9 protein-coding genes are annotated in these 13,079 nt (G+C 54.8%); 2 read left to right on the top strand and 7 right to left on the bottom strand.

The window, feature by feature from the left end; genetic code table 11:
* Nucleotides 1-3 precede the first annotated feature (3 nt).
* Together ACFQDM_RS18460 and ACFQDM_RS18455 are read right to left on the bottom strand one after the other, a co-directional pair.
* Nucleotides 4-1,941 carry a MacB family efflux pump subunit gene (locus ACFQDM_RS18460; protein WP_377381937.1) on the bottom strand — a complete coding sequence of 646 codons (1,938 nt, stop codon included), beginning with the start codon at nt 1,939-1,941 and terminating at the stop codon, nt 4-6.
* Between the two features lie 9 nt (nt 1,942-1,950).
* A complete protein-coding gene (locus ACFQDM_RS18455; RefSeq protein ID WP_377381934.1) occupies nt 1,951-3,204 on the bottom strand; it encodes an efflux RND transporter periplasmic adaptor subunit in 1,254 nt (417 codons plus the stop codon).
* Between the two features lie 226 nt (nt 3,205-3,430).
* Between ACFQDM_RS18455 and ACFQDM_RS18450 the strand changes: the two genes are divergently transcribed.
* Together ACFQDM_RS18450 and gluP are read left to right on the top strand one after the other, a co-directional pair.
* Nucleotides 3,431-5,662, top strand: a complete 2,232-nt coding sequence (locus ACFQDM_RS18450) for a beta-glucosidase family protein (protein WP_377381931.1) — start codon at nt 3,431-3,433, stop codon at nt 5,660-5,662.
* On the top strand, nt 5,659-6,957 hold the full coding sequence (gene gluP / locus ACFQDM_RS18445; RefSeq protein WP_377381928.1) for a glucose/galactose MFS transporter: 1,299 nt from the start codon (nt 5,659-5,661) through the stop codon (nt 6,955-6,957). Before ACFQDM_RS18450 ends, gluP begins: the two co-directional genes overlap by 4 nt.
* On the opposite strand, the gene ACFQDM_RS18440 is transcribed toward gluP, so the two are convergent.
* The 5 genes from ACFQDM_RS18440 to ACFQDM_RS18420 are packed head-to-tail and all read right to left on the bottom strand — an operon-like array spanning nt 6,954 to nt 12,897.
* Nucleotides 6,954-7,793, bottom strand: a complete 840-nt coding sequence (locus ACFQDM_RS18440; RefSeq protein WP_377381925.1) for an HpcH/HpaI aldolase/citrate lyase family protein — start codon at nt 7,791-7,793, stop codon at nt 6,954-6,956. The two genes, gluP and ACFQDM_RS18440, sit on opposite strands and share 4 nt — an antisense overlap.
* 2 nt (nt 7,794-7,795) lie before the next feature.
* Nucleotides 7,796-8,248 (bottom strand): MaoC family dehydratase, encoded by a 453-nt coding sequence (locus tag ACFQDM_RS18435; RefSeq protein WP_377381923.1) that lies wholly within the window; start codon nt 8,246-8,248, stop codon nt 7,796-7,798.
* 2 nt (nt 8,249-8,250) lie between these two features.
* Nucleotides 8,251-10,143 (bottom strand): acetyl/propionyl/methylcrotonyl-CoA carboxylase subunit alpha, encoded by a 1,893-nt coding sequence (locus tag ACFQDM_RS18430; RefSeq protein WP_377381920.1) that lies wholly within the window; start codon nt 10,141-10,143, stop codon nt 8,251-8,253.
* Between the two features lie 4 nt (nt 10,144-10,147).
* On the bottom strand, nt 10,148-11,749 hold the full coding sequence (locus ACFQDM_RS18425; RefSeq protein WP_377381918.1) for a carboxyl transferase domain-containing protein: 1,602 nt from the start codon (nt 11,747-11,749) through the stop codon (nt 10,148-10,150).
* On the bottom strand, nt 11,746-12,897 hold the full coding sequence (locus ACFQDM_RS18420; protein WP_377381915.1) for an isovaleryl-CoA dehydrogenase: 1,152 nt from the start codon (nt 12,895-12,897) through the stop codon (nt 11,746-11,748). The genes ACFQDM_RS18425 and ACFQDM_RS18420 overlap by 4 nt, the downstream gene beginning before the upstream one ends.
* Nucleotides 12,898-13,079 lie beyond the last annotated feature (182 nt).

Below are 13,079 nucleotides of genomic sequence, written 5' to 3'. Positions count from 1 at the left end.
AGTTTACTCCGAAGCCAGGGCCGCAACCGGATCGAGCCGGGAGGCCTTTCGTGCGGGCAGGTATCCAAAGATCAGACCTGTCGCGAGTGCGGAAGAGAATGCGAGTATGGCGGGCAGTGCCGATATGAAGATCGACATGCCGACTTCTGCCAGTATGAGACAGACACCGAGCCCGATGCTGACCCCGACAATGCCGCCAAGACCGCCAACGACAAGAGCTTCTACAACGAATTGGATCATGATGTCGGACCGTCGGGCACCTGTTGCCATGCGCACACCGATCTCACGCGTGCGCTCTGAAACGCTCACCAGCATAATGTTCATAACACCGATGCCGCCGACAAGAAGTGAAATAGAAGCAACAGAACCGAGAAGCAAAGAAAAGGCGTTCTGAGACTCCTCTATGGAATCCAGAATGGACGCGGTATTTCGAAGCTGAAAGTCCTCAGTGCCGTGTCGTGCCAGGAGAAGCGATTTTGCACTTTCTTCTGTCTGCGCGATGATGTCGGTATCGTCGACAGCGATGGAAACGGATGAAAGATAGGTCGAACCGAAAACGCGCATCATGCCTGTCGTAATGGGAATGAGGGCCACATCATCCTGATCCTGGCCCCAACTGGTCGCGCCTTTCTCCTCCAGAATGCCCGCAACTTCGAACGGGGCGCCGCCAAGAAAGACATACTCGCCAACAGAAGCAGCAACATCGTCGAACAGATTGCCTGCGACCGTGGTGCCAAGCACGACGACGCCAACCCTGTCCTGAACATCCTTTTCCGTGAAAAAGGAGCCGTATTTTAGCCCGCGTGTTTGCGCTTGCGGCCAGAGTTCGGAGACGCCTTCAATAGAGGTCTGATAATCATTATTGCCAACGCGTAGTGTGGCGCTGCTGCTGCTGCGCGAGGGAACGGCTGCAATCACATTGTCGAGTTCATTCAGGGCCGCGACATCTTCCAGTGTCAGCGTAGCAATGGCATCCCCCCTCATTCTCGTGCCGGGAGCACCTGGACGGACAAACAGCAGGTTTGCTCCCATGGACTCAAAGCGCGCCATGACCTGTCGCTGGCTGCCTTCACCGATGGCGAGCATAGCAACAACCGCCGCGACGCCGATGACGACTCCAAGCAGGGTAAGGGCGGTACGAAACAGATTGGCTCGCAGAGACCGGAATGCCATTTTGACGGATTCCGATATCTGGGTGAAAAGCGATGGTGATCTGCGAGACATAAGTCCCGACTGGTGCGCTTCTTCCGGGATTTTTGCGCCGTCATCGTGAATGATTTTGCCGTCCGAGATTTCAATGACACGGTCGGCACGGTCCGCCACTTTTGGATCGTGTGTGATCAGAACAATGGTACGACCGGAATTGTGCAACTCCTCCAGAAGCGTCAATAGTTCAGCCGACGATCCGGAATCGAGAGCGCCCGTTGGTTCGTCCGCCAGAATGATGTCGCCGTCATTGATGAGAGCGCGGGCGACGGCGACGCGTTGTTGCTGACCACCAGACAGCTGGCCCGGTTTGTGTCGTCCGCGGCCTTCCAGTCCAAGCTTATCGAGCAGCTCGATCGCGCGGTCATGGCGGTCATCTGCAGACATGCCGGCATAAATGGCAGGCAATTCAACATTTTCGGCCGCCGAGATGTTCGTCAGCAGATTATAGCGCTGGAAGATGAATCCAAATGTGGTTCGGCGAAGTGTCGCCAGCTCATCTGAGTCCAGCTCAGAGACGTTCGATCCGTTGACGAGATATTTTCCCGATGTCGGCTGATCGAGACAGCCAAGAATATTCATAAGGGTCGACTTACCGGAGCCAGATTGGCCGATAATGGCGACGAACTCGCCCTGATATACATCCAGGTCCACGCCGTCGAGCGCGCGCACTTCCGCTTCGCCCTTGCCATAAACTCGCTGGATATCGCGCAGGCTGAGAATAGGGTTTGTCATCCTCGTCTCCTATCCGCGAAAGCCGCGAGGTGGAGGGCCGGGCGGGCGACCAGAGGCTATCGCGGCCGATGCTACCTGATTGGTCACGATCTGCTCGCCCTCGCGCAATCCATAGAGGATTTCGGCGTCATTGCGCGTCTTCAACCCGACCAGTACGGGTCTCGGCTGAGGTGTGCCGTCTGCGCCCATGATCAGCACGGTATCCGTGGTAGCTTTCGGGTTTTCCTCACGTAGCCGTGCCATGTCACCTGAAGGCTCGCTACGCGGCGCTGGGGCGTCACCCGAAGGCGCTCTTCGAGGTCTAGCCCCCTGCAGCGCCGTAGCAGGAATAATGATGGCATTCTCGGTCTTGCCGGTGATGAAGAAGACCTGCGTCGTCATCTCAGTGCGTAGTCGGCCGTCTGGATTGGCAATGTCGAGCAGAGCTTTGTAAAGCACGACATCGTTTACGACCTCCGGCTCTGGTAAAATCTGACGCACTTGGGTTGTCCAGGTCTCATCAGAATTGCCCAGTGTTGTGAAATAGGCTGGCTGGCCCTGATAGACATTCAACACGTCAGCCTCAGAGACGTCTGTCTCGACCGTCATTTCCGTGAGATCGGCAATCGTAAGAATGGTAGGGGCTGTCTGATTTGCATTCAGTGTTTGTCCCTCAATCGCTTCGAGTGTCGTCACAGTCCCTTTGACGGGAGCATAGATTTTTGTGAACTCAAGCTCAGTCATGTCTGCTTTCAGAGACGATGTCTGACGTTCAATTTGAGCATCGATCGAGATCAATTGCGCTTCAGCGACGGCGAGAGCTGCTTCAGCCGTCTCAAGCTCAGCCTGTGCAATTGCATCGGCCGCATAGAGCTTTTCGGCGCGAAGTGCCTGCGATTTCGCGAGTTGCAGGTTCGCGACATGTTGTTGTCTCGATGCGCGCAGTTCTTTGAGTTGCGCTTGTTGCGCTTCTACGCTCGTTGTTGCGATGGATGCGTCAATCTGAGCGAGCAGTTGCCCCTCCTCAACAATGTCACCGACTTCTACGAATAATTCTTCGAGTTGTCCGGAAACCTGAGCACCCACGGTAAGGGTTTCTTTTGGGCGAATTTTCCCGGCAGCAGAGATGGTCGTCTGCAGGTCCGATCGTGAAACGGCCGCAGTCTGATACTGGGTTTCAACGTTCTGACTGCCTCGGCCGAATACATACCAGGTGCCTCCGGCGGCGATCGCAAGAACAACAATGCTCGCTACCAAAGGGAATTTTTTCCGCCGTTTGGCCATCTTCTATCCTCTGCCTAAAATGCGTGTTCAGTCTTAGAACGAACGTTCAGTCAAATTCCGTCGCAAAAAATCTGTCTAGCAAATACCAACATCCGAACGATGAATGCAGAATGAAGGTGTTGAAAAGGTGACGAATGATCGCTGGACGAATGAAGCCGATTTCAACGCCGGTAAACAAATTCAATCCCATTAGCGTGCTGCGGTCTTTTCATAAGGGTAGCGTATCTTGAAATCGAAATTGATGCTTTGTGCCGGAGCTATGGCGCTCGTTTTGTCTGTGCAGTCACATGCTCAAATCACGGCAACTGAACGCGCCGAGAGCACTGTGGCTCAGATGACGAACGCGGAAAAAATACAGTTGGTGCTTGGGCATCTGACGTCTCCAATGGGGGAGTATGAGCCGCCGTCAGAAGCTATCGTCGGAGCCGGTTTTGTTCCTGGTGTTTCACGGCTTGGCGTTCCTCCGCTTTGGGAAACGGATGCTAGTTTGGGTATAACCTGGGTTGGAGGAAATCGCGGGACGGGTGGAACCGCCTTGCCGTCCGGAACGGCACAAGGTTCGACATGGAATCCGGATCTAATGGAACAGGGTGGGCGAATGCTTGGCACAGAGGCAAGCGCCAAAGGGTTCAATGTGCTGCTCGCCGGCGGAATGAACTTGATGCGTGATCCGCGCAATGGTCGAACTTTTGAATATCTTGGCGAAGATCCATGGCATGCAGCGCTGATTGCATCCGCTGCTGTACGCGGCATCCAGTCCAGGAATGTGATTTCGACACTCAAACATTTCGCGATCAATCCGCAGGAGACTGGTCGACACTTCATGAATGTCGAGATTGATGAAGCGGCGCTGCGCGAAAGTGATCTTCTGGCTTTTGAGCTCGCAATTGAGCAGAGCGGTCCCGGTGCTCTCATGTGTGCGTACAACGCGCTGAATGGGCCGCTTAGTTGCGGAAACCCATTTTTGCTAACCGACGTTTTACGTGATGATTGGGGTTATCAGGGCTTCGTCATGTCAGATTGGGGAGCGGTTGAGGCAACGGATTTTGCGATGGCCGGACTCGATCAGCAGTCTGGCGCTCAAATTGATGAAGATTTGTTCTTCGGAGATGCGCTCCTGGAGCTTGCGCAAACCGATTCTGATTATGAGGCGCGTCTGACTCAGATGGCGCAAAATGTGTTGTACGCGATCTATTATGTTGGGCTTGATACGAATCTTCCAACTCGCGAGGATTTCGACAAGGCGGCGCATGCTGAATTATCCAAGCAGATCGCGGAAGAAGGCATTGTGCTTCTCAAAAACGAAGGCGATGTTCTTCCAATCTTTGGTGCTCCTCGACAGATCCTCGTTATAGGTGGCAATGCTGACGCCGGAACCCCGTCGGGTGGTGGATCGAGCCGCGTAGCAGCAGATGAAGGGCCTGCCATTACGGTGCCTTTCATTCGGGGGAGTGACGCCCCCTTCGCATCAATGCTGGATCAGATGTATCACAACTCTGCACCGGTTGATGCGCTGCGTGAGGCGTTACCAGGCACTGAGATCATCTATCGCGATGGGCGCTATTCATCCGAGGCAGCGATGCTGGCCGAAGATGCAGACCTCGTCATCGTCTTCGCGACGCAATACCAGACCGAAGGTTATGACGTTGCGGATTTGTCACTGCCGAATGGTCAGGATGTACTGATTGCCGCCGTCGCTGAAGCCAATGAAAACACGATCATTGTACTTGAGACCGGCGGCCCGGTCGCTATGCCGTGGCTGAACGATGTGAGCGCGGTTCTGGAGGCATGGTATCCGGGTGCGAAAGGTGGGGAAGCGATCGCCAAGGTGCTGACAGGCAAGGTTAATCCATCAGGCCATTTGCCAATTTCGTTCCCGAAGTCGCTGGATGATCTACCGCGTTCCGATTTGGCCGGCCTGAAAGAGGTTGCACCAAGCTTCATCGGAAAAGGCGCGCCTGGGCAAACGCTGACCGAGAACTATGATATCGAAGGTTCTGACATCGGTTATCGCTGGTATGCGCGCGAAGGAATAAAGACGCTTTTCCCTTTCGGAGCTGGCCTCAGCTACACGGAGTTCAACTTCGGCGGTCTTTCGATGACGGGACCAACTGCAGAGCTCAAGGCGCGCTTTGAAGTCGAAAATACCGGAGATGCAGACGGCGCAGATGTTGCGCAGCTTTATCTGACGTCCATCAATGACAAACCCGTCCAGAGGCTTGTCGGCTTTCAGAAGGTACGTCTTGCACCGGGTGAAGTAACAGATGTTTCGCTGACCATCGAGCCGCGTCTTCTCGCAAACTGGACTGATGACCATTGGGTGATCGACGAAGGTACGTATACCTTTGCACTCGGATATGATGCAGAGACCCTGCTCGAACCAGATTACGTAACGCTGGAGCGTCTCGAGATTGCGTCTGATGGGGCAACCATCATCACTTCGGAGAATCAGGAATGAGTGACGCAGAGCGCGCACCTTCGAAACAGCAGCCGTCTCTCGCGGCTGCATTCGCGAGCGTCACGACGCTGTTCTTTGCATGGGGGCTGATTACGTCTCTCGTTGATCCGCTGGTTGCCGCCGTGAAGAGCATTTTCACGCTCTCGAATCTCGAGGCACAGCTTTCGGCTTTTGCTTTTTTCATCGCTTATGGTGTGTTCTCGATCCCGGCGGCCATGCTGGTTGCACGCCTGAAATCGGTCTGGTCTGTCGTGTTGGCAATCTGTCTCATGATTGTTGCCTGTCTCATCATCATGGGAGCAGCCGACATTGATACTTATGAGGGGGTGTTGTGTGGTCTTTTTGTTATGGCGAGCGGCATCACTATCTTGCAGGTCGCAGCAAATCCGCTTGCGGCTGCACTTGGGCCACCTGAGAAAAGCCATTTCCGACTGACGTTCAGTCAGGCATTTAATGCGCTCGGAACCGTGGTTGGTCCACTCGTTGGCGCACATTTGCTGCTGGATGGTATCGAGGTGCCGGAAGGAGAGGTGCTCACAGAAACAGTCCGAGCAGGTGCGCTTGGCTCAATCGATTTTGCCTTTCTGATCATCTCCTTTCTGCTTGCGGCACTGGCGATCTTCATCTGGTCTTCCCGGAAGAAAATCAAAGCTGGGGATGTCAGTGAAACAGGCGCCATGGGGTTTGCGCAAACGCTCAAGGAAGTCCGTTCTTCAAAATGGGCCTTGCTTGGTGGCGCTGCGATCTTTCTGTATGTCGGCTCAGAAGTCGCGATCGGTACTCAGATGGCGTTGTTCTTAAATGATGATGCCATTTGGAGCATGTCGCTTCAACAGGCTGGATATTATGTCAGCTTTTATTGGTTTGGTGCCATGGTTGGACGCTTTCTGGGCTCAGCCTTGCTGCTGAGAATCCGCGCGCCGGTTTTGATGGCTGCTGCCACAGCTTGTGCGGCACTGTTGTGCTTGTTCGTTCTGGTCGTTGGCGGTGTTCCAGCGGGCTACGCAGCTTTGGCGATTGGATTGTTCAATTCGATCATGTTCCCGGTGATCTTTTCGATTACGCTGGAGCGGTCCAGTGCGGCACAGGAAGCCACGTCGGGCTTCCTGTGTATGTCCATTATCGGCGGGGCCTTTCTGCCGCTAATGGCAGGCTCCATTGCGGATGCGGCCGGATATGTCATGGCTTTTATCGTCCCGCTGGCAGGATATGTCCTGCTTCATGTCTTCGCGCAGATGGCGATGCGTTCAACGGTCGTTGCGGCTGATGATCATGACGTCTCGGCCATTCACTAGCTTCTATCGGCGAGTTCCAGAATGCGTCGTGCCTGCTTCAGGTGCGGCGCATCAATCATTTGCCCATCCAGTTGGAATGCGCCAATTTCAGCGTGTTGCTCAGCCGCTTTTAGAATGCGTTCAGCATGCTGAATTTCGTCTTCGGATGGCATGAACGCTTCATTGATGATCGCACATTGGTTTGGATGAATGGCCATCATGCCAGTAAAGCCATCTCTGCGTCCGCGTTTCGCATAAGCCGATAGCCCTGTGTCATCACGAAAGTTCGGATAAACTGTTTCAATAGCCGGCGTGTTCGCAGCGTGCGCTGCAAACAGTGTGAGGTCTCGCGCGAGCTGGTAAGGCGAGGTGTAACTGCCATCCGCGTTCCGCGCCGTACTGGCGCCGATTGCTGCGGGCAGATCTTCTGCCCCCCATGTCAGAGCCAGCAAATGGTGTGAGACTTCCCGGAAGCTGCCCAGCTCGAAAATCGCAGCAGGTGTTTCTGTGGCGACCGGCAGGACAGGTGGCATGCTGCCCGGATATAGTTCATCAAGACGTTTGACGTCGCGACTGCCTTCGGCTTTTGGCAGAACAACGCCATCCGGCGCGGTTCCTTCCAGAGCGTTCAAGTCATCTTCGATAAGCGAACTGTCGACAGAATTAACACGTACCGTCACGGGCTTTTCATGCGGCGTAGCCAGAAATTCCCGAACCGCAGAGCGGGCATAGGCTTTCTTTTCAGCGGACACACTGTCTTCAAGATCCAGAATGAGTGCATCGGCAGCACTGTTCATCGCTTTTTCAAACCGCTCAGGTCGATCAGCGGGCACGAAAAGAATAGAGCGAAACTTCATTGTCAGACAGGCTTTTTCTGCATCAGGGCGGACCGCAGGCAATGGCAAACAAGCTGATCGCGCTGATTGTACATTTCATGTTTGAACGTGACGATGCCAGCATTTGGGCGTGATTTGCTTTCGCGTTTTTCGACAATTTCGGTCGATGCCTGAAGCGTGTCCCCGATGAAGACAGGGCTCGGCATGTTCACCTTGTCGTAGCCGAGATTGGCGACCAGAGTTCCGAGCGTGGTTTCGCCCACGGATATGCCGACCATCAAAGAGAATGTGAAAAGACCATTCACGACAATCTGGCCGAACTCTGTGGCTTCGGCGTATTCTTTGTCCAGATGCAGCGGCTGGGGATTATGCGTCAGCGTCGTCATCATAAGATTGTCGGTTTCTGTGACGGTGCGGCGAAGATCGTGTTCAATGCGGTCGCCGACCTGCCATTCGTCAAAATATCGACCTGCCATGGTCAGTCTTCCTGTTCCTGTTGTGTGATGGTGAGGAGGATGGCTCCTTCTGCAACCTGTTCACCTTCTGCAGTGGCAATGGTTTCCACGATGCCGCCGAACGGTGCATCAAGACTATGTTCCATCTTCATGGCTTCAAGCGTGATGAGGCGTTGACCTGCGACGACTGTTTCACCCTCGGTGGTTTTGATGGAAATCACTTTTCCAGGCATTGGTGAAGTAATGTTCCCGTCGGCTGCGCCCGATGCAGTTCCTGCCTCATAAGAGGCTTGGGTAACGATATATGGCCAGCCATTCTCGATCATCAAAACGTCATTGCCGATATGCACCAGCGCGTCCGGTTCTCCGTCTTCCGCCGCGAGGTTGATCGTCTGAACCCGCCCATCCACAGCCATCCAGACTTCGAAATCCGGTTCCGCATTCAGACGAAATCCAGGCAATTCTGACCAGGGCGATCCATCGCGCGATCGCTCCGGTGTTGCGCTTGGATGAAGAGACGCGGCGACGCCCAACGCGCGTGGCGATGCCTCTGGCTTTTGCGTCAGATGATCGGCGTGAGTATCAATGAAGCCGGTGGTGACCTCTGCGTTGGCGAATGCGTCCGTCACCAGAAGACGGGTTAGGAATCCGGCATTGTTGTGGACCGGCCAGGTGGACACGCCAGCGCACGCCATGGCGAGTTCTTCACGTGCGTCATCTCTCGTTGCACCATGCGTAATTAGCTTGGCGATCATCGGATCATAAAATGGAGAGACCGATCCGCCATCTTCAATACCGCTATCGACCCGAATGTTGTCAGGGAGATTCAGGGCCTGGACCGTGCCTGTGGATGGCAGGAAACCTGTCTCGGGATTTTCCGCGTAAAGGCGAGCTTCCATTGCCCAGCCTTCCATTTCTATATCTTCCTGTTCGAGGGGTAGAGGTTCGCCTGAGGCGACCAGTAATTGCCACTCCACGAGGTCGACACCTGTGATCATTTCAGTGACCGGGTGCTCAACCTGAAGTCGGGTGTTCATCTCCATGAACCAGGTTCGCTCCGCTGAGAGCGCCCCGGACCCGTCAGCAATGAATTCCACTGTACCGGCCCCGATATAGCTTACAGCTTTTGCTGCGCGAACGGCAGCGGCACAGATGGCCTGGCGGGCTTCGTTGCTCATGCCGGGCGCAGGGGCTTCCTCGATCACTTTCTGGTGGCGACGTTGCAGTGTGCAGTCCCGTTCAAACAGATGAACGACATTGCCGTGCTGATCGCCGAAAACCTGCACCTCGATATGGCGTGGATTGGTGATGAATTTTTCCAGCAGAACGCGGTCGTCTCCGAAACTCGATTTTGCTTCGCGCTGGCACGAGGCGAGCGCATCAAGAAAATCTTCAGCGCGTTCGACCTTGCGCATACCTTTTCCGCCACCGCCTGCAATCGCCTTGATGAGGACCGGGTAGCCGATCTTGTCTGCTTCCATCTTCAGCGTGTCAGCAGACTGGTTGTCGCCGAGATAGCCGGGCGTTGTGGGGACGCCTGCATCCTGCATCAGTTTTTTCGCTGCGTCTTTCAAGCCCATTGCATTAATGCTGTCTGGATTGGGACCAATCCAGATGAGGCCTGCATCCATGACCGCCTGTGCAAAGGCGGCATTTTCGGACAGGAAACCATAGCCCGGATGGATGGCATCAGCGCCGGAGGCGCGTGCAGCGGCAATAATCTTTTCGCCGACCAGATAGCTTTCATTGGCCGGGGCAGGGCCGATACATATGGCGTCGTCCGCGAACTGAACATGCAGCGCTTCTGAGTCCGCATCAGAAAAGACAGCGATTGTGTGAATGCCGAGTTCACGAGCAGTTCGAATGATACGGCAGGCAATCTCGCCGCGATTTGCGATTAGGAGGGATTGGATCATCGCATCACATCCTGAAGATGCCAAACTGTGCGCGATCCGGGATCGGCGCATTCAGTGTTGCTGAAAATGCGAGGCCGAGCACATCGCGCGTTTGGGCCGGGTCGATGATGCCATCATCCCAGAGCCGGGCGGTTGCATACCAGGGGTTGCCCTCTGCTTCGTATTTCTCGCGGATCGGTTCCTTGAAGGCTTCGGTTTCCTCTGGCGTCCATTTGTCCGCATCTCGGTGTACGGTCGCGAGAACGCTCGCGGCCTGTTCGCCGCCCATGACGGAAATACGTGAGTTCGGCCAGCTGAATAGGAAGCGTGGCTCGTAGGCACGTCCTGCCATGCCGTAATTGCCTGCGCCGAAGCTGCCGCCAATCAGGACGGTGATTTTGGGAACTTGGGCCGTCGACACAGCTGTCACGAGTTTCGCGCCATGCTTGGCAATTCCCTCAGCTTCGTATTTCCCGCCAACCATGAAGCCGGAAATGTTCTGAAGGAACAGAAGCGGTATGCGTCGCTGGCATGCGAGCTCGATGAAGTGTGCGCCTTTCATTGCGCTCTCGGAGTAGAGCACACCGTTATTGGCCAGAATGGCAACCGGCATGCCCCAGATATGCGCGAAGCCGCACACAAGAGTCGTGCCATAGAGCGCCTTGAATTCATGAAACTCCGAGCCGTCCACCAAACGCGCGATAATTTCCTTCACATCGAAACTGGTTCGAAGATCCGACGGAATAAGGCTGTAAAGCTCGTCTGCGGGATAAAGCGGGTCTGCAGGGGTTTTGGTATTCAGGCCGCTCTCAGCAGTTGGCGGGAGCGTATCGACGATGGAACGTACGATGCAAAGTGCGTGCTCGTCATTCTCGGCGACGTGATCGACCACGCCGGACCTGCGACCGTGCAAATCGCCGCCGCCCAGGTCTTCGGCTGAGATAACTTCGCCTGTTGCCGCTTTCACGAGCGGTGGTCCAGCGAGGAAGATCGTCCCCTGATTGCGAACAATCACTGTCTCGTCTGACATGGCTGGGACGTATGCGCCGCCAGCCGTACAGCTGCCCATGACGCAGGCGATCTGTGGGATTCCACGTGCTGACATGTTGGCCTGATTGAAGAAGATTCGACCAAAGTGCTCTTTGTCCGGAAACACTTCATCCTGATGCGGCAGATTCGCGCCGCCTGAATCCACCAGATAGATACAAGGCAGATTATTCTGAGCTGCGATTTCTTGAGCGCGTAAGTGCTTCTTGACCGTCAGCGGGTAATAGGTCCCGCCTTTTACCGTCGCATCATTGGCGACGATCATAACCTGACGGCCGCAAACCTGTCCGATTCCCGTGATGATACCGGCGCCGGGAATGTCCTTTCCGTAGACGTCGTAAGCGGCGAGCTGAGAAAGCTCGAGGAATGGTGCGCCAGGGTCGAGGAGGTGGCGCACCCGGTCTCTCGGGAGCAGCTTACCTCTTGAGACATGGCGTTCGCGTGATTTCTCGGACCCGCCTCGCTCAGAGACGGTGACGTCGGACATCAGTTTGTCGCGAAGAGATAAGTTGTGATCAGCAAAGGCGCGTGCGCGGTCTTCGTTCAGATCGAGCGTTGTTTTCAGGATTGGTGCGCTCATCCCTTCATCAGCTCCCGGCCAATCAGAAAGCGGCGGATTTCGTTGGTTCCGGCACCGATATCATAGAGTTTTGCATCGCGTAGGAAGCGCTCAACAGGCCATTCTTTTGTGTAACCGGCGCCGCCAAGTGCCTGAATGGCTTCCAGTGAGGATTTTACAGCATTCTCCGACGCGAGCAGAATGGCTCCTGCTGCATCAAATCGTGTGGTGAGGCCTGCATCACAGGCTCTAGCGACGGCGTAGACATAAGCGCGGGCTGAATTCAGGGCGACATACATGTCGGCGACTTTCGCCTGCATCAGTTGGAAGTCTCCGAGTGGCTTGCCGAACTGTTTGCGTTCCTTGATATAGGGGAGGACGACGTCCAGACAGGCTTGCATGATGCCGAGTGGGCCGCCTGCCAGAACGGCGCGTTCGTAGTCGAGGCCGGACATGAGTATAGCCGCGCCCTGGCCAATTTCGCCCATAACGTTCTCATTCGGTACGAAGCAGTTCTGAAAGACGAGCTCACCTGTGTCAGAGCCGCGCATTCCCATCTTATCGAGTTTGCGAGCGACTGAAAAACCATCGAAGTTCTTTTCAACGAGGAAGGCAGTTACGCCTTTGGTTCCGGCCGATGGATCTGTTTTGGCATATATCACAAGTGTATCGGCATGCGGTCCGTTAGTGATCCAGAACTTTGTGCCGTTCAGAACGTATCCACCGTTCGTTTTTTCAGCTTTCAGAGACATGCTCATAACATCTGATCCGGCGCTGACTTCTGACATGGCGAGGGCGCCAATGTGTTCGCCGGAGATCAGTTTGGGAAGGTGTTTCTGCTTTTGTGCTTCTGAGCCCCAGCGGCGGATCTGATTGACACAGAGATTGGAGTGGGCGCCATAAGAGAGGCCTATAGACGCAGACGCGCGTGAGATTTCTTCCATCGCGACGACATGTTCGAGATAGCCAAGACCCAGTCCGCCATAGTCTTCTTCAACCGTGATGCCATGCATGCCGAGTGCACCCATCTCTGGCCAGAGTTCGACCGGGAAAGCATTGCTCTCGTCAATGTCTGCCGCCATCGGTTGGATGCGGTCGCGGGCAAATCGCTCGCACGTGTCACGGATCATGTCCGCTGTTTCGCCTAAAGCAAAATCCAGATTTGGCATCGTATTCCCTATGCGCGGCCAATCGCAACCTTGTGAAAGCAGGGCGTGCGAAAGCGTCTAATTGTATTTTGAATATATCGATATCAGGTAGCGGCGAATGGAATCAAGTGTCAAAAAATGCGATCAGATTGGCGAAAAATGCCGTGAAATAAATAATATCTGAAAGGATATGGCGATCATTC

Origin of the sequence: Ponticaulis profundi (assembly GCF_042659465.1) — a bacterium.
Classification (GTDB): domain Bacteria; phylum Pseudomonadota; class Alphaproteobacteria; order Caulobacterales; family Hyphomonadaceae; genus Ponticaulis; species Ponticaulis profundi.
The sequence above is the reverse complement of the archived record's forward strand: the minus strand, read 5'-3'. Positions and strand labels throughout refer to the sequence as shown.

Coding starts and splice junctions, on each gene's coding strand:
- ACFQDM_RS18430 (WP_377381920.1), bottom strand. CDS start 10,143: ATGATCCAATCCCTCCTAATCGCAAATCGCGGCGAGATTGCCTGCCGT.
- ACFQDM_RS18425 (WP_377381918.1), bottom strand. CDS start 11,749: ATGAGCGCACCAATCCTGAAAACAACGCTCGATCTGAACGAAGACCGC.
- ACFQDM_RS18440 (WP_377381925.1), bottom strand. CDS start 7,793: ATGAAGTTTCGCTCTATTCTTTTCGTGCCCGCTGATCGACCTGAGCGG.
- ACFQDM_RS18455 (WP_377381934.1), bottom strand. CDS start 3,204: ATGGCCAAACGGCGGAAAAAATTCCCTTTGGTAGCGAGCATTGTTGTT.
- ACFQDM_RS18420 (WP_377381915.1), bottom strand. CDS start 12,897: ATGCCAAATCTGGATTTTGCTTTAGGCGAAACAGCGGACATGATCCGT.
- ACFQDM_RS18460 (WP_377381937.1), bottom strand. CDS start 1,941: ATGACAAACCCTATTCTCAGCCTGCGCGATATCCAGCGAGTTTATGGC.
- gluP (WP_377381928.1), top strand. CDS start 5,659: ATGAGTGACGCAGAGCGCGCACCTTCGAAACAGCAGCCGTCTCTCGCG.
- ACFQDM_RS18435 (WP_377381923.1), bottom strand. CDS start 8,248: ATGGCAGGTCGATATTTTGACGAATGGCAGGTCGGCGACCGCATTGAA.